Raw genomic sequence first — 18,816 nt, 5'->3', positions numbered from 1 at the left:
ATGAAGATTGATATCCTTTCCATTTTTCCGGAGATGTTTACAGGTGTTCTCGGATCGTCCATATTAAAAAAAGCTGCGGATAAAGGTGCCGTTCAATACAGTGTGACCGACTTTCGAGAGTTTGCGGATAACAAACATAAGACAGTCGATGATTATCCTTATGGCGGCGGCGCTGGTATGGTTCTCAAGGCTCAGCCGATATTTGATGCTGTTTCATCACTCACAGAAACCAAACCGTCTTCCAAAAAGCCCAGAGTGATCCTCATGTGTCCTCAAGGAGAGCGGTACACACAGAAAAAAGCAGAAGAATTAGCACAAGAAGAACATTTGATATTCATCTGCGGACATTATGAAGGCTATGATGAGCGAATCAGAGAACATGTTGTCACAGATGAGATCTCTATTGGGGACTATGTCCTTACCGGTGGCGAACTTGCTTCCATGGTCATAGTAGACAGTGTGGTTCGTTTACTTCCAGATGTATTAGGAAAAGCGGCTTCCCATGAACAGGACAGCTTCAGCACAGGCCTTCTTGAGCATCCCCATTATACGAGACCGGCTGATTTCCGTGGCATGAAAGTGCCGGATGTACTTATATCAGGAAATCATGCACATATTGAAGAATGGCGGACAAAAGAGTCTATACGAAGAACATGGAACAGAAGACCTGACTTATTCGATGAATATCCGTTAACAGATCAACAGCAAAAGTGGCTTGAAGAAATTAAAAAAGAGGATAAGGTATATTGATTTTATTTGTCTAATATGCTATTATACTCTTTGTGACTTAGCTATGGCTATGTCTAAAAACGATGTTCCGCTGCATCAAATAAGTATGGTATGAGCATCTGTGGAAAAGGAGCAGAAAACTATGCAAAAATTAATCCAAGATATTACTCAAGAGCAGTTGAAAACTGATCTTCCTTCTTTCCGTCCTGGTGACACTGTACGTGTTAACGTTAAGGTTGTAGAGGGAACGCGTGAGCGTATTCAGGTATATGAAGGAGTAGTAATCAAACGTCGTGGCGGCGGAATCAGCGAAACTTTCACAGTTCGTAAGATCTCTTACGGTGTTGGAGTTGAGCGTGCATTCCCACTACACTCCCCTAAAATTGAGGGAATTGATGTAGTTCGTCGTGGTAAAGTACGTCGTGCGAAACTTTACTACCTACGTGCATTACGTGGTAAAAAAGCGCGTATCAAAGAGATTCGATAATCAAAGGGGGAGCTTGGAGACAAGCTCTCTTTTTTTACTAAAAAAATGGCTGCGCAATATCTATCGTTTTGTTTAAACAAAAACAAGGTATATAATTGAAGTAGAATTACATATAAATTCTCGTTAAATAAGAGAACATAATGAAAACGGCGGAGGAACAGATATGGCACGTTCTAAAAATGAACTTTGGGAATGGGTAAAGGCCTTAGCTATCGCAGTAATTCTTGCAGCAGCAATACGTTATTTCTTTTTTGCACCAATTGTTGTGGATGGTGATTCCATGATGCCCACACTTCATAATCAGGATAGAATGATCGTGAACAAAATTGGATATAAAGTTGGTGAACCAGAACGATTTGACATCGTTGTGTTCCATGCAACAGAAGACAAGGACTATATCAAGCGTGTCATCGGTTTACCGGGGGACGAAGTGGAATATCGGGATGATGTCCTCTATATCAACGGAGTAGCCTATGAAGAGCCATATTTGGACAGCTATAAGGCTCAATATCCGGATGGACCATTAACGGAGGATTTCACTCTGGAAGAAAAGACCGGCCTTAAGGAAGTGCCAGAAGGTCATCTTTTCGTAATGGGAGATAACCGCAGATTCAGCAAGGATGGCCGACACATCGGTACAGTGCCACAAGAAGAAGTATTAGGCAAAACCAATATCGTCTATTGGCCGCTACCAGACCTAAGAATGGTAAAGTAGAACCTAGCTGGTGATTGGAGCAAAAGGCGAAGACTCCTGAGGGAGATAGCGCTAGGTGTAGACCCCGCAGGCGTATCCGAGTTATCATGAACGAAACTAGCTCCTTACTCGTAAAATCGTAGGTTAATTTGGTTAGAATGTTTACTGGAAAAACCAAACCAAATCAGAGCTACATTACGGAAGGAGCTAGTTATTATGAAGGATACCATAAAATACGTAGGTTTAGACGTATCGAAAGAAAAAATTGCGATTGCGGTTGCCGAAGAGGGACGTGAAGCACCTAGATATTGGGGGCTCATTCCTCACACTGCTGATGCCATTAGGAAGTTAATTAAGAAGCTAGGAAGTAAAGAAAATCTACGATTTTGCTATGAAGCTGGTCCAACCGGTTATCCATTGTATAGGTTGTTTCTTACTCAAGGTGTACATTGTGATGTCATTGCTCCCTCTCTCATCCCTAAAAAACCAGGGGAAAAAATCAAAACAGATCGAAGGGATTCCATACGATTAGCTCAATTGTATCGAGCAGGTGAATTGACTGCTATTTATGTACCAACTTCAGAAGATGAAGCTTTACGGGATCTTATCAGATGTCGAGAAGATGCTAAAGAGGATGAGCTAAGAGCTAAGCATCGATTAAGTAAATTCCTATTGCGTCATGATATAAAACCTCCAGTTGGAGTAAATAAATGGACCACTAAATATTATAGATGGTTAGATACATTAAACTTTGATAATGTGTCATTGAGATTAGTAATACAAGAGTATTACCACCAATTAAAAGAATTAATTCAACGAATTAAGAGGCTAGATGAAGAGATAAACCTTCAAGCTACCGAAGGTACTCATGCACCTAAAATCCAAGCACTTCAAAGCTTAAGAGGAATCGCTACTCTAACGGCAACAAGTATTGTAGCGGAAATAGGGTCGTTCAAACGATTTTCCACCCCTAGGCATTTTATGGCATATGTCGGACTGATTCCTTGTGAATATTCAAGTGGAGAAAGTAGATATCAAGGGGAGATTACCAAAACAGGTAACCGTCACGTACGTCGTTTATTAGTAGAATCAGCTTGGAGTTACCGGTATCAACCAGCTGTGAAAGGTAATTTGAAAAGAAGACAAGATGGACTATCTCCAACCATACAAGCAATATCTTGGAAAGCCCAAAATCGACTTCATAAAAAATATTACCGATTAATATCAAAAGGAAAAGAAAAAGGAAAAACCGTAACGGCAGTTGCCAGAGAATTGGCTGGGTTCATTTGGGCAGTTATGCAAGAAGTAGAAGATGTACCGCTAGGAGAGTAAAAGAGCTTTTGCAACAAACGACTTTTTTAGATGATGTAAACACTTTTTAAGAAGCCTGAGAATAGGGCTCGAAGGCAAAGTTAAAAACCGGAAAGGAAAATCCACGTGCCTCCTCTGTGCCATTTCTATATAGAATAACGCACGTCCCGAGTTAGTGGAAAAGTCCTTTATACGGAAAGATACTATGTGAAAACCCACGAATATCAGAATGCTAACCGCAGTTGATTTTTTTGCCTTCGTGCCGTGTTCTTACCTTCTTTATCAAGGAGGACTAAGACCAATCCTTCTTTAGCTTGAAGATCGTCTCACCCTATGGAATGGCAGTCAAGGAGAGCACTTGACAACCATTCCATAGGGTGAGGAGAAAGTTTGTAAGCTAAAGAAGGAGTTAGACTATCGTATACGCTAACATCAAACGCATAAAAGAAAAAGAAGTAGAATCGGCTTCTCTTCTTAGAGTTGCACAAAAACAAAACATAAACACCTAGTTGAGTGGGGGCCTTGACAGTTTCGTTCATATCAGGAGGCTCTAGCAACGCCCCTAGGAAAGCTTAGCCGTTTGCGGAAATCAACAGCGGTGAATAACGAAATTTAAAATACATGTTTTTCGCAAGGACTTCAGGAGGCAATTCTCATGACAATACAGTGGTTCCCCGGGCATATGGCGAAAGCCCGCAGACAAGTAACAGAAAAACTAAAATTGATTGATATCGTCTACGAATTGGTAGACGCGCGGATTCCCGTATCATCACGAAACCCGATGATTGACGAAATCATCTCCAATAAACCAAGAATCATCCTACTAAACAAAGCAGATATGGCAGATGCAAAGGTGACGCGCGAATGGTTGGAGTATTTCAACCTCCCAGGTTCATCAACAAAAGCGATTGCCATTGACTCTCAAACCGGTAAGGGGATTCAGCAGATCGCAACATTATCAAAAGAGCTATTAAAAGAGAAGTTTGATAAAATGCAATCTCGCGGAATTAGACCAAGAGCAATCAGAGCACTGATTGTCGGTATCCCCAATGTTGGGAAATCCACACTGATTAACAGACTGGCGAAGAAAAATATCGCTCAAACAGGAGACAGACCTGGTGTGACAAAGGCTCAACAATGGGTCAAAGTAGGGAAAGAATTGGAATTACTTGATACACCGGGTATTCTTTGGCCGAAGTTTGAGGATCAGGAGGTAGGCTACCGCTTAGCTACTACTGGTGCTATTAAAGACACAATCATCAACCTACAGGACATTGCTGTATTTGCACTAAGATTTCTGACAGACGCCTATCCAGAGAGGTTGAAGGAACGATATGGTCTCGAGGAAATACCAGAGGATATCGTGGAACTTTTTGACGCAATCGGCTCTAAACGCGGGTGCAAGATGAGCGGTGGACTGATCGATTATGATAAGACTGCTGAACTCATCATACGGGAAATCCGTTCTGAGAAGCTTGGCAAGCTTAGTTTGGAGAAACCGAAAAAACTATAGAAAGAGGCTGGCACATGTGCAGCCTTTTTCTTTTTGGGGTAAAGGAGTAAAAAACATGGTGAAAAAGTCGATAAAAGAAATAGAGAAAATACTCAATGGAATCGAAAGTGAAGAGGATCCCTTCCTCCTATCTATCCAAGAGGATGAACGAAAAGGTGTTAAAGCACTTTTAAAAAGGTGGACAAAGAGAAGGACGGTTCAGCAGAAACTTGTCGAGCAGTTTCAAGAGATGCAAAAATATGAACACGCTCTTTGGCAAAGTGGACGCCGTTTTATTGCCGGCATAGATGAAGTAGGGCGCGGTCCCTTAGCAGGTCCGGTGGTAGCGGCTGCAGTCATTCTCCCGGAGGATTTTCACTTACTTGGACTCACTGACTCCAAGAAACTGAGTCCACAGAAACGAGAACACTTTTACCATTACATAAAAGATCATGCTATCAGTTATGGTATAGGCATAGTGGACCCCGAAGCAATTGACCAAATTAATATATATGAGGCAACAAAACTAGCAATGATACAAGCAGTGAAGAGCCTTTCTGAAACACCTGATCATCTTTTAATTGATGCGATGAAGCTGGATTTAGCACTTGAGCAAACATCCATCATTAAAGGAGATGCCACAAGCATTTCCATTGCTGCCGCTTCTGTGTTGGCTAAAGAGACAAGGGACTCATATATGAAGGAACTAGCAAGAGAATTTCCACAGTATGGTTTTGACAAAAATATGGGATACGGAACCCGAGAACATCTAATTGCTTTAGAAGAAGTAGGGGTGACCCGAGAACATCGTCGATCATTCTCACCAGTAAAGGAAATGGTTGACTAAAAAGGAGTTAGCTATGAACATTTTGCAGTTCATCCAATCAAAGGGGATTGGTCTTGATTCGTTGTTGAGCAAACCATCTATCGACCCTCTTTCACAAATACCTGGAAGAGTTCTTCGAGCAATGGTAACGGAGCAGTTGAATGGTGCTGTTTTTTCCATTAAGAAGGGTTCTATCACTGCGCAAGCTGTCATCTACGGAAAAGTGGAGGTTGGCAAAGAATATACGTTCTCCGTACAGAAGGGAGAGAGTGGAGTGTTCTTGGTGCCTATCCAAAAAGATGTAGCTTCCGATCAACCGCTTTCCCAAATCGAAAAAAATTCTGATGGGACGATTAAACCCGCTATCCAAACAACCTCTTCTCCTGCTCCTTCACAAACGACTCAAGAGGTCATACAGGCACTGGTTGCACAAAAAGGAGGAAAGATGCCTTTAATCACCATAAAAGAAACGGCGGAGGTGATAGATCGCCTGCCACCGTCATTAAAGGAAAAGGCGATGGAGTTGGTAAAAGTGCTAGTTTTGCGAAATGGTCTCACCAATATTCCTGAAAAGCTCCAAATGATGGTTACTGGCCTTTCTGATGAGGAAACGACCTTGCAAACACTCGCCAAAGTGGAAGCTCATCTTCAAAAAGCAGCACCTCCTACATTGATTCAGGAAAAACTAATGGATGTCATTCAAAACATGCAGCTTCCTAAAACTCTTCAAACCAAAGGAGAGGCATTGCAATTTATCAGACAGGTTCTACCCCTAATGGGCTTAAATTTTGAAAATGATCTATTCCATTTCGTTCGGCAGGACCAGCCGTTATCACAAGCGAAGCTGGAACACTTGAAGCCGCTACTATTGAATTATTTATACCAAGCAACAACAACTGAGGAGAAAGCGACCATCAATCAACTCGTCTCCAAATTAACTAGTTTTCAACTCCTAACAAGAGAAGAAGGAAATCTTCTTCATGTTTTCATTCCCCTACCTGTTAACTTGGAGAATGAAGCAAGAGAATGGTATGTACATATAAGCTCGAAAAAAAAGAACGAAACCCTAGATCCCGAATATTGCCGTATTGTTCTTTTACTGGACCTGCCCATATTTTCATCTGTCATGGTGGACGTGCTTGTACAAGGAAAAGTAGTGAGTATTTCTTTTCAACATTCCTATCCGAGACTTGAAACACTTGTCCAACAAAGCTCCTATCTAATAAAAAACTCACTGTCTGATAAAGGCTATACTTTAAGCAATATCAAAACTGATTGGAAAAAAGCCGAAAAAACACCTGGAATGTCATTAGACTTTTTAAGGACGATTTTGTCGCCGCCACAGAAAGGGGTGGACATGAGGATATGAGTAAAGACATGTTAAAGAGAAAAAAAGCGGTTGCCATCAAATATGAACAGAACAAAAGTGTGGCACCTGTTGTGCAAGCAAAGGGTACTGGGCTCATAGCTGAAAACATTCTGGAGGAAGCCAAAAAGCATAATATCCCCATACAGGAGGATCAAGCTTTATTGGAGATACTCATGGAAATAGAATTAAATGAAACAATACCTGAAGAACTATATGAGGTGGTGGCCGAGGTCTTGGCCTATGTATACACCCTTCATAAAGACGAGAAAAAGAATGTGAAAAAAACCACGTGAAGGTTTTTTAACATAATGAAAATTGATTGAATAATCTGTCAAATATCTCATGTTTTTGCGAATTTGCTCCTTTTCCTCGACAAAATAGGATGTCAATCTATTAATTTTTTGAAAATAGTATAATATTTTTGCAGAAAGGTAGACATTTGATGACGCATTTAATAAAATGAAAGCGCAGTCTATTTTTAAATAATGTTCTGTTATACATAAGATTGGAGGATGGGAAATGAATATCCATGAATATCAAGGAAAAGAGATCCTCAGAAAATACGGGGTAGCTGTTCCAAATGGCCGCGTTGCATTTACAGTAGAAGAAGCAGTGGACGCTGCAAAAGAACTAGGAACAGAAGTTTGTGTTGTGAAAGCGCAAATTCACGCAGGTGGCCGCGGTAAAGCCGGCGGAGTTAAAGTTGCCAAAAACCTGGATGAAGTTCGCGAATACGCAGGAGATATCCTGGGTAAAACGTTGATTACTCATCAAACAGGCCCTGAAGGTAAAGAAGTAAAACGCTTACTTATCGAAGAAGGTTGCGACATTAAGAAAGAATACTATATTGGTCTTGTGTTAGATCGCGCAACTTCCCGTGTCGTATTAATGGCATCTGAAGAAGGCGGAACAGAAATTGAAGAAGTGGCAGAGCAAACGCCAGAAAAAATCTTCAAAGAAGTTATTGACCCAGTTGTAGGTCTTACTGGCTATCAAGCACGCCGAATCGCGTTCAACATCAATATTCCAAAAGAATTGGTTGGAAAAGCAGTTAAGTTCATGATGGGACTTTATACAGCTTTTGTAGAAAAAGATTGCTCTATTGCTGAGATCAACCCATTAGTAGTAACTGGCGACGGTAACGTAATGGCACTTGATGCAAAGCTTAACTTCGATTCCAATGCATTATACCGTCACAAAGATATCCTTGAGTATCGTGACCTGGAAGAAGAAGATGCAAAAGAAATCGAAGCTTCCAAATATGATCTAAGCTACATCTCACTAGATGGTAACATCGGATGCATGGTAAATGGGGCAGGACTTGCGATGGCAACAATGGACATCATCAAGCATTACGGTGGAGACCCTGCTAACTTCCTAGATGTTGGGGGCGGAGCTACTGCTGAGAAAGTAACAGAAGCTTTCAAAATTATCCTTTCTGATGATAATGTAAAAGGTATTTTCGTTAACATTTTCGGTGGAATTATGAAGTGTGACATCATTGCAACAGGTGTTGTGGAAGCAGCGAAACAAGTTGGACTTGAAGTACCTCTAGTAGTTCGTCTTGAAGGTACAAACGTAGACTTAGGAAAACAGATCTTACGTGAGTCTGGCTTAAACATTGTTGCAGCAGAATCCATGGCTGATGGTGCACAAAAAATCGTAGCGCAAGTAGGATAAGAAAGGCAGGGGACATTCATGAGTGTATTTATTAACAAAGATACAAAAGTAATCGTACAAGGTATTACTGGTTCTACAGCGTTGTTCCATACAAAACAAATGCTTGAGTATGGTACACAAATCGTTGGCGGTGTAACTCCAGGTAAAGGCGGCACGGAAGTGGAAGGTGTACCTGTATTCAATACAGTTGAAGAAGCGGTCAAAACTACTGGTGCTAACGCATCTGTTATCTACGTGCCAGCTCCATTTGCTGCAGATGCCATTATGGAAGCGGTAGATGCGGAGCTTGATTTAGCTATTTGTATTACGGAGCATATTCCTGTTCTTGATATGGTAAAAGTGAAGCGTTATATGGAAGGGAAAAAGACTCGTCTTGTTGGTCCTAACTGCCCTGGCGTTATCACTCCTGGTGAGTGCAAGATCGGAATCATGCCTGGTTATATCCACACTAAAGGCCACGTTGGGGTTGTTTCCCGTTCTGGTACATTAACGTACGAAGCGGTTCACCAATTATCTCAAGAAGGTATTGGTCAATCTACAGCAGTAGGTATCGGTGGAGACCCTGTTAACGGTACGGATTTCATTGATGTATTAAAAGCATTCAATGAAGATGAAGATACGTATGCAGTTATCATGATCGGTGAAATCGGCGGAACAGCTGAAGAAGAAGCAGCTCTTTGGGTAAAAGAGAACATGACAAAACCTGTCGTTGGCTTCATCGGCGGCCGTACTGCACCTCCTGGTAAGCGTATGGGTCACGCAGGAGCAATTATCTCAGGTGGTAAAGGTACTGCCGATGAGAAGATCCGTGTGATGAACGAGTGTGGCATTGAAGTTGCTGATACTCCATCTGTAATGGGTGAAACACTCATCAAAGTAATCAAAGAGCAAGGCATTTACGACAAATGTAAAACACATTAATATAATGATGGATAAGGGATAGTCGAGTTAGGCTATCCCCGTTTCCATTAAAATCGAAAGAGGTGTATTGCTTATATGCAAATAGAGAAAAGAAGATTGATAACCCTGCATCATTGTCCAGGACTCTCCTTGAAAACACTCCACCATCTATTATGGAAAGATCCCACACTTGACCTTCTATTCACCATGAAACCTTCTGACATTGTTTCCTATTTCACCATCACACCAAATCAAGCAAATTCCATCTACCATTACATCCACAACAATAATGTCACACAACTTCTTTCTATTTATAAAGAACATGGCATTCAGTCTCTGACTTTTTGGGATGATGACTATCCTGCCTTATTAAAAGAAATCTATGATCCTCCACTAGTCCTTTATTTAAAAGGTAACCTCCAACTTCTGAAAACTAGAATGTTGGGAATAGTCGGTGCTAGATTGATGTCTGCATATGGGAGTCACTCCCTAAACATATTGATTCCCCCGCTATTAAAAGAAGACTTTACAATCGTAAGTGGATTGGCAAAAGGGGTGGACATTTGTGCTCATCGGTTAGCTATGGAAAGAGGAGGAAACACCATCGCTGTCTTAGGTAGTGGCTTTTTTCATATTTATCCGAAAGAACATCAATCTTATGCAGAAAAAATCGCCTCCCAACATCTACTCCTCTCAGAATTTCCTCCATACACAAGTCCAACAAGATGGAACTTCCCACAAAGGAATCGAATTATCAGCGGGTTAAGTGAAGGGGTTATCATTATTGAAGCGAAAGAGAAAAGCGGCTCCCTCATTACTGCAGATCAAGCAATGGAACAAGGGAGAGAGGTGTTTGCTGTTCCAGGGTCGATCCTTTCAGAAACATCCAAAGGGACAAATACCCTCATTCAACAAGGAGCAAAACTTGTGAGTAGTCATCTGGATATTTTAGAAGAATTGTCTAGCACTGAAAGGGTAAAATGAAAAAATAGGGGCAGAGATTACAATTAAGTGACAAAAAAATAACTATTTTTGAGAGAATTTTCGTTTTTTACTTTACAAATCAATATATGTCTATATTATTATAGGGTACAATGATATTAAAAATTGTACCCTTTTCTCATTATAGGAAAGGCTTCTTTATTTAGAAAAGTTTGCAGGGACTAGTATATAAAGAAGATTCTGTGTCTACATATAATACATAAGGGTAACCGGAATGTTTAATGAGGATAAAACTAGGAAAATACATAAAATATTGAATTACTCTGTTTGACAAACGGTTACATAATATTTAATAATGGTGAAGATTTATAATAATAGATAAAACTAAAATGAAAATAGAAGCTAAAAACTTTGAGAAAACGCATCATCTTATTGTTTTTTCTAAGAATTTACCCTCTTGAGGAGGATTATTGAATGGCAGATTACTTAGTGATTGTGGAATCACCAGCAAAAGCGAAAACTATAGAACGTTATTTAGGAAAAAAATATAAAGTGAAAGCCTCCATGGGGCATGTAAGAGATTTGCCTAAAAGTCAGATGGGTGTTAATGTCGACCAAGAATTTGAGCCGAAATATATTACCATCAGAGGGAAAGGTCCCGTCTTGAAGGAATTGAAAACTGCTGCCAAAAAAGCGAAGAAAATTTTCCTCGCGGCTGACCCGGATCGTGAAGGAGAAGCTATCGCATGGCATCTTGCCCATAGCCTCGATATTGATATCACATCTGATTGTCGGGTTGTTTTCAATGAAATTACAAAAGACGCAATTAAAGAATCATTCAAACATCCAAGACCCATTAATCTTGACGTAGTCGACGCCCAGCAAGCAAGAAGGATTTTGGATAGACTTGTAGGATATAATATTAGCCCTTTATTATGGAAGAAAGTGAAAAAGGGATTAAGTGCTGGACGCGTTCAATCCGTTGCTGTACGTTTAGTCATTGAGCGAGAGCAAGAGATAAATGCATTTGAACCAGAAGAGTACTGGTCCATAAAAAGCAGCTTCCTTACCGGAAAATCAAAAGAATTTGAAGCAAGCTTCTATGGAGTAGATGGAAAGAAAACAGAGTTGAAATCTGAAGAGGATGTTAATGAGATTCTCGGAAGGCTTGAGGGCAACTCTTTTGAAATCAAGAGTGTAACCAAAAAAGAGCGTAAACGTAATCCAGCGCTTCCTTTCATCACATCTTCCTTGCAACAGGAGGCAGCGCGTAAACTTAACTTCCGTGCCAAGAAAACCATGATGATGGCTCAGCAGCTCTATGAGGGCATTGAACTCGGAAAACAAGGTACAGTCGGTCTTATCACATACATGCGTACCGATTCAACGCGTATTTCAGAAACCGCTAAAAAAGAAGCGGTGGAATATATCGAAAAGACGTTTGGCAAACAATTTGTTTCTACTGAAGAAAGAAAAGAAACTAAAAAGAGCAACGCACAGGATGCCCATGAAGCGATACGTCCAACATCTACCATGAAGGACCCACAGTCCATTAAAGAGTACTTATCACGAGATCAATTCCGTTTATACAAATTGATTTGGGAACGTTTTGTTGCAAGTCAGATGGCACCGGCAATCTTGGATACAGTCAGTGTGGACTTGACCCAAAATGATGTGCTCTTCCGTGCGACCGGATCTACGGTCAAGTTTCCCGGTTTCATGAAAGTATACGTAGAAGGTAATGACGATCAACAAGAAGAAAAAGAAAATCTATTGCCTCCTTTAGAAAAAGGAGACACAGTCTTTTCCAAAGATATCGATCAAAAGCAACACTTCACACAACCTCCTCCAAGATATACGGAGGCTAGGCTTGTACGTACATTAGAGGAGCTTGGAATAGGAAGACCGTCAACGTATGCACCTACACTAGATACAATTCAGAAAAGGGGCTATGTTGCGCTTGATAATAAACGATTTGTTCCTACTGAGCTTGGAGAGATTGTCATCCAATTGATTTTGGAGTTCTTCCCGGAAATCATTAATGTAGAGTTTACTGCAGATTTGGAAACAAACCTTGATAATGTTGAAGATGGAAAAGTTAACTGGGTAAACATCATTGATGGCTTTTATCATGAATTCGCCAAGCGGTTAGAAAAAGCGGAAGCGGAAATGCAGGAGATTGAAATTAAAGATGAGCCTGCGGGTGAGGATTGTGAACTCTGCGGTCACGAAATGGTCTTTAAAATGGGAAGGTACGGAAAATTTATGGCTTGTTCCAACTTTCCAGACTGCCGTAATACAAAACCTATCGTGAAAGAGATCGGCGTTCCTTGTCCTAAATGTGAAAAAGGGAATATCGTCGAAAGAAAAAGTAAAAAGAAACGAATTTTCTATGGCTGCGATCAATACCCTACCTGTGAATTCCTATCATGGGATAAGCCAATTGCCAGAAAATGTCCAAAGTGTGAATCCTTACTGGTCGAGAAAAAGCTTAAAAAAGGTGTACAGGTACAGTGCGTAGAGTGCGATTATAAAGAAGAACCACAAGGATAAGCTGTAGGATAGCAAAGAGGGGACTGACACTTGAGTGGTTGGGTCAGCCCTTTTTCCTTTGTAAAAAAAATAGTAGATGTAGCAATAAATCTTGGAGGTATCAGTTATGACAAACACAGTAGTTAATGTAATTGGAGCTGGCCTTGCCGGCAGTGAAGCAGCATGGCAGCTTGCAAATAGAGGGATACAGGTTCACCTATATGAAATGCGTCCAGTCAAACAAACACCTGCCCATCACACAGATAAATTCGCAGAGCTTGTTTGCTCCAATTCCCTACGTGCCAACAACTTAACAAATGCAGTAGGGGTGTTAAAAGAGGAGATGAGAATGCTTGACTCAGTCATCATTCGTTCAGCAGATGACTGTGCAGTTCCAGCAGGCGGTGCCTTGGCTGTGGACAGGCATGAATTTGCTGCTAAAGTTACCGAAAGAGTAAAAGAACATCCAAACGTGACTGTATTTAATGAAGAAATGGAACAAATCCCTGACGGACCAACCATCATTGCAACAGGGCCGCTAACGTCCAAAGCCCTCTCAGACCAGCTTCGTTCTTTAACTGGTGAAGAATATCTATATTTCTATGATGCAGCAGCTCCTATCATCGAAAAAGATAGCATCAACATGGACATTGTTTATCTAAAATCCCGTTATGATAAGGGAGAAGCTGCCTACTTGAATTGTCCGATGACAGAAGAGCAGTTTAATCGTTTCTATGATGCCCTTGTGGAAGCAGAAACTGTTCCGTTGAAAGAATTTGAAAAAGAGATTTTCTTTGAAGGATGTATGCCGATAGAAGTGATGGCAAATCGCGGAAAGAAGACGATGCTTTTTGGACCTTTAAAGCCAGTTGGTTTAGAAGATCCCAAAACGGACAAACGTCCTTATGCTGTAGTCCAACTTCGTCAAGATGATGCGGCAGGCACTTTGTATAATATTGTTGGTTTTCAGACACATTTAAAATGGGGTCCACAAAAAGAAGTAATCCGTTTAATTCCTGGTTTGGAAAATGCGGAGATTGTTCGATACGGTGTTATGCACCGCAATACTTTTATCAATTCTCCTAACCTGTTGAAACCAACCTATCAGTTCAAAGAAAGAGAAGATCTCTTCTTTGCCGGTCAAATGACAGGAGTGGAAGGGTATGTAGAATCGGCAGCGTCAGGCCTAATAGCAGGGATGAATGCAGCCCGCCTTGTGCTTGGAGAGGAACCATTAGTGTTCCCTAAAGAAACTGCAATTGGAAGTATGGCACATTACATCACTTCTACAAATGCGAAAAACTTCCAACCGATGAATGCTAATTTTGGGCTATTCCCAGAGCTTCCGAAGAAAATCAAAAATAAGCAAGAGCGCAATGAAGCGCATGCTAGGAGAGCGTTGGAAACAATTCAGAATTTTGTAAAAAATTAATCAAATTAATTGCAAGGGCTACTAAATTGTGATAATATTTAGTAGCCCTTGTGAGGTGATAAGTATGCAAAATGTTAAAGTTTCATTAATTTCTTTTCTAGAATATTTACAAATTGAAAAAAATTACTCAAAATATACTATTGTATTTTATCAAAAGGATATTGAAGATTTTTTTGATTTTATGAAAGAGGAAGCCATTACAAGCATCAATGAAGTCACTCATACAGAAGCAAGAATGTATTTAACCAGGCTCCATCAAAAAAAGTTCGCACGAAAATCAGTAGCAAGAAAAACATCAAGCTTGCGCAGCTTCTATAAGTTTCTTCTCCGAGAAGAAAAAGTGGAGCAAAACCCGTTTAGCAGTGTTTCCTTGCCTAAACAGGAAAAGCGACTTCCACAGTTCCTCTACAGTGAAGAACTGGATAAGTTGTTTGCTGTATCAGATCTGGCAACACCGCTAGGTCAGAGAAATCAAGCGCTGTTAGAATTGCTCTATGCCACTGGCATCCGTATTAGTGAATGTTGTCACATACAAGTTCATGATATTGACTTTCAAGTCGGTACCATCTTAGTCACTGGAAAAGGGAACAAACAGCGTTATATCCCGTTTGGAAGTTTTGCTCAAGATGCAATGAAGACCTATTTGGAAGACGGACGCAAATCACTGCTTGATAAGCAAAAAACGCCGAATTCCACCAAGCATCTTTTTCTAAATTTCCGTGGAGGTCCCCTTACTCCCCGTGGTGTAAGGCTAATACTTAATGACATGGTACAACAGGCATGTTCAACCTTACATATTAGCCCACATATGCTCAGGCATACTTTTGCCACGCATATGTTAAATGAAGGAGCAGACCTGCGCGTAGTGCAAGAATTGCTCGGACATGCCAGTTTATCATCCACCCAGATCTATACACATGTGACGAAAGAACACTTACAAAAGACGTATAATCAATTTCATCCTCGTGCATGAGGAACGATTGGAGGATCATTTCATGTCATCATTTCATGCTACTACGATATTTGCGGTCCAACATAAGGGACAATGCGCAATGTCAGGTGACGGTCAGGTTACATTTGGAAACGCAGTTGTTATGAAGCATACAGCACGAAAAGTGCGCAAGCTTTTTAACGGAAGGATTCTAGCTGGTTTTGCAGGATCTGTGGCAGATGCATTTACCTTGTTTGAAATGTTCGAGGCGAAGCTGGAGGAATATAATGGCAATATTCAGCGTTCAGCAGTTGAGCTTGCCAAAGAATGGCGAAGTGATAAAGTGTTGAGGAAATTGGAAGCGATGTTAATTGTAATGGATGAGTCTAGCATGTTGTTAGTATCCGGAACTGGTGAAGTTATTGAACCTGACGACGGAATACTTGCCATTGGTTCAGGTGGAAACTATGCACTTTCTGCAGGGCGTGCTTTAAAAAGGTATGCGGGCGAGCATATGACAGCACGTGAGATAGCAAAAGCTTCCTTGGAAACAGCTGGTGAAATTTGTGTGTACACGAATGACAATATCATTGTAGAAGAACTATAGAAAAGGCGGTTGTGGACATGAGTACAAAATTAACCCCTAGGCAAATAGTAGATATGCTCGATCAATATATTGTAGGTCAGACTAATGCGAAAAAAGCGGTTGCGGTTGCTCTTAGAAACAGGTATAGAAGGAGCCTCCTTAAAGGCAGCCTTCGGGATGAAGTAGTTCCTAAGAACATTCTAATGATCGGACCGACTGGTGTCGGTAAAACCGAAATAGCCCGCAGAATTGCAAAGCTTGTTGGTGCGCCATTCATCAAAGTAGAAGCAACGAAGTTTACAGAAGTAGGCTATGTGGGCCGTGATGTTGAATCGATGGTACGAGATTTGGTGGAAACATCCGTCCGTCTTGTAAAAGAAGAAAAGATGGCGAGTGTGAAAGAAAAAGCCTTGGATAATGCAAACAAGCGATTGGTGGAACTATTGGTTCCAGGAAAACAAAAAAGCACGTCATATAAAAATCCGCTTGAGATGTTTTTTGGAGGAAATGCAAACCCAAATGATACGGATGAGCAGGAGAAGCAAGAAGAAGTATCTATTAAAGAACAAAGAAGAAGAATGGCCCATCAACTTGCACTAGGTGAACTAGAAGACCGCTATGTGACGGTGGAAGTGGAAGAACAGCAAGGGTCCATGTTTGACATGTTACAAGGCTCGGGTATGGAACAAATGGGTATGAACATGCAGGATGCTTTAAGCAATCTTATGCCGAAGAAAAAGAAAAAAAGAAAGCTTACAGTCCGTGAAGCAAGACCGGTTCTTGCCCATGAAGAAGCCCAAAAGCTCATTGATATGGATGAAGTGACTCAAGAAGCTGTGAACAGAGCGGAACAAAGTGGTATCATCTTCATTGATGAAATCGATAAAATCGCGAAAAAGAACAGTGGTTCTTCCGCTGATGTATCTCGGGAAGGTGTACAGCGTGATATTCTTCCTATCGTGGAAGGGTCAACAGTTGTCACAAAATACGGCCAAGTAAAAACAGACCATGTTTTATTTATTTCAGCAGGTGCCTTCCATATCGCGAAGCCTTCTGATCTTATTCCGGAATTGCAAGGTCGCTTTCCAATTCGTGTGGAATTGACCAAACTATCCATAGATGATTTTGTAAGAATTTTAGTGGAGCCGGATAATGCTTTACTAAAACAATATACGGCATTATTGGAAACGGAAGGTATAAAAGTCGAATTTTCTGACGATGCTATTCGTAAACTAGCTGAAGTAGCGTTTCAAGTGAACCAAGATACTGATAATATCGGTGCCCGCCGACTTCATACAATTCTAGAGAAGTTGTTGGAGGACCTGTCATTTGAAGCGCCGGATATCAATCTTGAGAAAATCGTCATCACACCGAAATATGTGGATGAAAAACTAGGTAATATCGTAAAAAATAAAGATTTAAGCCAATTTATCTTATAGAGCAGATTTTTAGGAGGAAATAAACATGCCATTATTACAAAAAACAAGAACCATCAATGCTATGCTGCAAAGAGCGGCTGGTAAACCAGTTAACTTTAAGGAGATGTCGGAAACGCTTTGTAATGTTATTGAAGCAAATGTTTTCGTATTATCTCGCCGTGGAAAACTATTAGGCTATTCCATTAACCAACAGATTGAGAACGAGCGTATGATCAAGATGCTTGAAGATCGTCAATTCCCTGAAGAGTATACAAAAAACTTATTCAATATCTCTGAAACATCTTCAAACTTGGATGTGGAAAGTGAATATACAGCTTTCCCTGTAGAGAATAAGGAATTATTCAAATCAGGTTTAACGACAATCGTTCCAATTATCGGTGGAGGCGAGCGTTTAGGGACTCTTATCCTTGCACGTCTTCAAGAGCCATTTTCTGATGATGATTTAATCTTGGCGGAATATGGCGCGACTGTTGTAGGTATGGAAATTCTGCGTGAGAAAGCAGAAGAAATTGAAGAAGAAGCAAGAAGCAAAGCTGTTGTACAAATGGCAATCAGCTCTCTATCTTACAGTGAGCTTGAAGCAATTGAGCATATCTTTGAAGAGCTTGATGGAAAAGAAGGTCTTCTAGTAGCAAGTAAAATTGCAGACAGAGTAGGTATCACTCGTTCTGTTATCGTTAACGCACTGAGAAAATTAGAAAGTGCTGGTGTAATTGAATCCCGTTCTCTTGGAATGAAAGGTACTTACATTAAAGTCCTAAACGACAAGTTCCTATTCGAACTTTCCAAACTTAAATCACATTAATAATAACCATAGAAAAGGGTCTGACTCCTATCTGCAATATGCAGAAGAGTCAGACCCTTTTTGGTTTAACTTGAGGGAGTATATAAACCGTTGATTTCCGTTCCATGCGCTTCGCTTGCCTGCGGGCGGTCCGTGAGCCTCCTCACTGCGTTGAAGGCCACTGAAAAACTAGTATTTGGTAATTTCGAGCTGTGGATTGTAGCAAAAGGCGAAGATTCCTGAGGGAGATAGCGCTAGGTGGAGACCCCGCAGACTTGCCGAGGAGGCTCCAGCAGCGCCCCTAGGAAAGCGAAGCCATTTGCGGAAATCCACAGCGGTGTATATAGAATATTTAAATTCAAAGACTTTTTCAGTGGCCTTCTGCGTTGCGGGGTCTCACCTGTCCCTTCCTCCCGCGGGCGTCTACGCGCCTTCCACTCCAATCAACAAGGTAATCTCATTCTTCGGAGGTTAATGGAAAGTATACTAACCAGGTTAACTGAAATAGTGATAACCTTTTTTACTTACGATTTCTAGCTGTGGATTGGAGAAAACGGCGAAGACTCCTGAGGGAGATAGCGCTAGGTGGAGACCCCGCAGGCGAAAGCCGAGGAGGCTCCAGCAGTGCCCCTAGGAAAGCGAAGCCCAGTGCGTAAATCAACAGCGGTGTAAGAGCTGTCCA

Annotated in this window: 17 protein-coding genes; all 17 read left to right on the top strand. The window is 41.0% G+C overall.

Annotation, left to right across the window (positions count from 1 at the left end):
* Positions 1-750, top strand: coding sequence for a tRNA (guanosine(37)-N1)-methyltransferase TrmD (trmD, locus tag HF078_RS04290; protein WP_169289998.1), 750 nt, complete (start codon positions 1-3; stop codon positions 748-750).
* 121 nt (positions 751-871) lie between these two features.
* Positions 872-1,216: a 50S ribosomal protein L19 gene (gene rplS / locus HF078_RS04285; protein WP_010193413.1), complete on the top strand. Its 345-nt coding sequence runs from the start codon at positions 872-874 to the stop codon at positions 1,214-1,216.
* 163 nt (positions 1,217-1,379) lie between these two features.
* Positions 1,380-1,931: a signal peptidase I gene (gene lepB / locus HF078_RS04280; RefSeq protein WP_169289997.1), complete on the top strand. Its 552-nt coding sequence runs from the start codon at positions 1,380-1,382 to the stop codon at positions 1,929-1,931.
* 195 nt (positions 1,932-2,126) lie between these two features.
* A complete protein-coding gene (locus HF078_RS04275) occupies positions 2,127-3,242 on the top strand; it encodes an IS110 family RNA-guided transposase (protein WP_169289996.1) in 1,116 nt (371 codons plus the stop codon).
* A gap of 634 nt (positions 3,243-3,876) precedes the next feature.
* Entirely contained in the window at positions 3,877-4,734 is an 858-nt protein-coding gene (gene ylqF / locus HF078_RS04270; RefSeq protein ID WP_169289995.1) for a ribosome biogenesis GTPase YlqF, read from the top strand.
* Positions 4,735-4,789: 55 nt separating this feature from the next.
* Positions 4,790-5,560 (top strand): ribonuclease HII, encoded by a 771-nt coding sequence (locus HF078_RS04265; RefSeq protein WP_169289994.1) that lies wholly within the window; start codon positions 4,790-4,792, stop codon positions 5,558-5,560.
* Between the two features lie 13 nt (positions 5,561-5,573).
* A complete protein-coding gene (locus tag HF078_RS04260; RefSeq protein ID WP_169289993.1) occupies positions 5,574-6,908 on the top strand; it encodes a hypothetical protein in 1,335 nt (444 codons plus the stop codon).
* Positions 6,905-7,201 (top strand): EscU/YscU/HrcU family type III secretion system export apparatus switch protein, encoded by a 297-nt coding sequence (locus tag HF078_RS04255; protein WP_169289992.1) that lies wholly within the window; start codon positions 6,905-6,907, stop codon positions 7,199-7,201. Before HF078_RS04260 ends, HF078_RS04255 begins: the two co-directional genes overlap by 4 nt.
* A gap of 226 nt (positions 7,202-7,427) precedes the next feature.
* The gene (gene sucC, locus HF078_RS04250) at positions 7,428-8,588 is read left to right on the top strand and encodes an ADP-forming succinate--CoA ligase subunit beta (protein WP_060665881.1); all 1,161 of its coding nucleotides are present in this window, start codon (positions 7,428-7,430) and stop codon (positions 8,586-8,588) included.
* An 18-nt stretch (positions 8,589-8,606) separates the two neighbouring features.
* Positions 8,607-9,509 carry a succinate--CoA ligase subunit alpha gene (sucD, locus tag HF078_RS04245; protein ID WP_169289991.1) on the top strand — a complete coding sequence of 301 codons (903 nt, stop codon included), beginning with the start codon at positions 8,607-8,609 and terminating at the stop codon, positions 9,507-9,509.
* A 75-nt stretch (positions 9,510-9,584) separates the two neighbouring features.
* Positions 9,585-10,472, top strand: a complete 888-nt coding sequence (gene dprA, locus HF078_RS04240; protein ID WP_169289990.1) for a DNA-processing protein DprA — start codon at positions 9,585-9,587, stop codon at positions 10,470-10,472.
* Positions 10,473-10,904: 432 nt separating this feature from the next.
* On the top strand, positions 10,905-12,983 hold the full coding sequence (topA, locus tag HF078_RS04235; protein WP_169289989.1) for a type I DNA topoisomerase: 2,079 nt from the start codon (positions 10,905-10,907) through the stop codon (positions 12,981-12,983).
* Between the two features lie 106 nt (positions 12,984-13,089).
* A complete protein-coding gene (gene trmFO / locus HF078_RS04230) occupies positions 13,090-14,394 on the top strand; it encodes an FADH(2)-oxidizing methylenetetrahydrofolate--tRNA-(uracil(54)-C(5))-methyltransferase TrmFO (protein ID WP_060665885.1) in 1,305 nt (434 codons plus the stop codon).
* A 64-nt stretch (positions 14,395-14,458) separates the two neighbouring features.
* Positions 14,459-15,367 (top strand): tyrosine recombinase XerC, encoded by a 909-nt coding sequence (gene xerC / locus HF078_RS04225; RefSeq protein ID WP_169289988.1) that lies wholly within the window; start codon positions 14,459-14,461, stop codon positions 15,365-15,367.
* 22 nt (positions 15,368-15,389) lie between these two features.
* Positions 15,390-15,932: an ATP-dependent protease subunit HslV gene (hslV, locus tag HF078_RS04220; RefSeq protein WP_010193398.1), complete on the top strand. Its 543-nt coding sequence runs from the start codon at positions 15,390-15,392 to the stop codon at positions 15,930-15,932.
* Positions 15,933-15,949: 17 nt separating this feature from the next.
* Positions 15,950-17,350: an HslU--HslV peptidase ATPase subunit gene (gene hslU, locus HF078_RS04215; RefSeq protein WP_169289987.1), complete on the top strand. Its 1,401-nt coding sequence runs from the start codon at positions 15,950-15,952 to the stop codon at positions 17,348-17,350.
* 25 nt (positions 17,351-17,375) lie between these two features.
* Complete coding sequence (codY, locus tag HF078_RS04210) at positions 17,376-18,155, top strand: GTP-sensing pleiotropic transcriptional regulator CodY (RefSeq protein ID WP_060665889.1); 780 nt, start codon at positions 17,376-17,378, stop codon at positions 18,153-18,155.
* Positions 18,156-18,816 lie beyond the last annotated feature (661 nt).

Origin of the sequence: Bacillus sp. RO2 (assembly GCF_012911845.1) — a bacterium.
Lineage (GTDB): Bacteria > Bacillota > Bacilli > Bacillales > Bacillaceae_I > Sutcliffiella_A.
The sequence above is the reverse complement of the archived record's forward strand: the minus strand, read 5'-3'. Positions and strand labels throughout refer to the sequence as shown.

Coding starts and splice junctions, on each gene's coding strand:
- HF078_RS04255 (WP_169289992.1), top strand. CDS start 6,905: ATGAGTAAAGACATGTTAAAGAGAAAAAAAGCGGTTGCCATCAAATAT.
- xerC (WP_169289988.1), top strand. CDS start 14,459: ATGCAAAATGTTAAAGTTTCATTAATTTCTTTTCTAGAATATTTACAA.
- sucD (WP_169289991.1), top strand. CDS start 8,607: ATGAGTGTATTTATTAACAAAGATACAAAAGTAATCGTACAAGGTATT.
- trmFO (WP_060665885.1), top strand. CDS start 13,090: ATGACAAACACAGTAGTTAATGTAATTGGAGCTGGCCTTGCCGGCAGT.
- HF078_RS04265 (WP_169289994.1), top strand. CDS start 4,790: ATGGTGAAAAAGTCGATAAAAGAAATAGAGAAAATACTCAATGGAATC.
- HF078_RS04260 (WP_169289993.1), top strand. CDS start 5,574: ATGAACATTTTGCAGTTCATCCAATCAAAGGGGATTGGTCTTGATTCG.
- lepB (WP_169289997.1), top strand. CDS start 1,380: ATGGCACGTTCTAAAAATGAACTTTGGGAATGGGTAAAGGCCTTAGCT.
- rplS (WP_010193413.1), top strand. CDS start 872: ATGCAAAAATTAATCCAAGATATTACTCAAGAGCAGTTGAAAACTGAT.
- dprA (WP_169289990.1), top strand. CDS start 9,585: ATGCAAATAGAGAAAAGAAGATTGATAACCCTGCATCATTGTCCAGGA.
- trmD (WP_169289998.1), top strand. CDS start 1: ATGAAGATTGATATCCTTTCCATTTTTCCGGAGATGTTTACAGGTGTT.
- topA (WP_169289989.1), top strand. CDS start 10,905: ATGGCAGATTACTTAGTGATTGTGGAATCACCAGCAAAAGCGAAAACT.
- ylqF (WP_169289995.1), top strand. CDS start 3,877: ATGACAATACAGTGGTTCCCCGGGCATATGGCGAAAGCCCGCAGACAA.
- HF078_RS04275 (WP_169289996.1), top strand. CDS start 2,127: ATGAAGGATACCATAAAATACGTAGGTTTAGACGTATCGAAAGAAAAA.
- hslV (WP_010193398.1), top strand. CDS start 15,390: ATGTCATCATTTCATGCTACTACGATATTTGCGGTCCAACATAAGGGA.
- codY (WP_060665889.1), top strand. CDS start 17,376: ATGCCATTATTACAAAAAACAAGAACCATCAATGCTATGCTGCAAAGA.
- hslU (WP_169289987.1), top strand. CDS start 15,950: ATGAGTACAAAATTAACCCCTAGGCAAATAGTAGATATGCTCGATCAA.
- sucC (WP_060665881.1), top strand. CDS start 7,428: ATGAATATCCATGAATATCAAGGAAAAGAGATCCTCAGAAAATACGGG.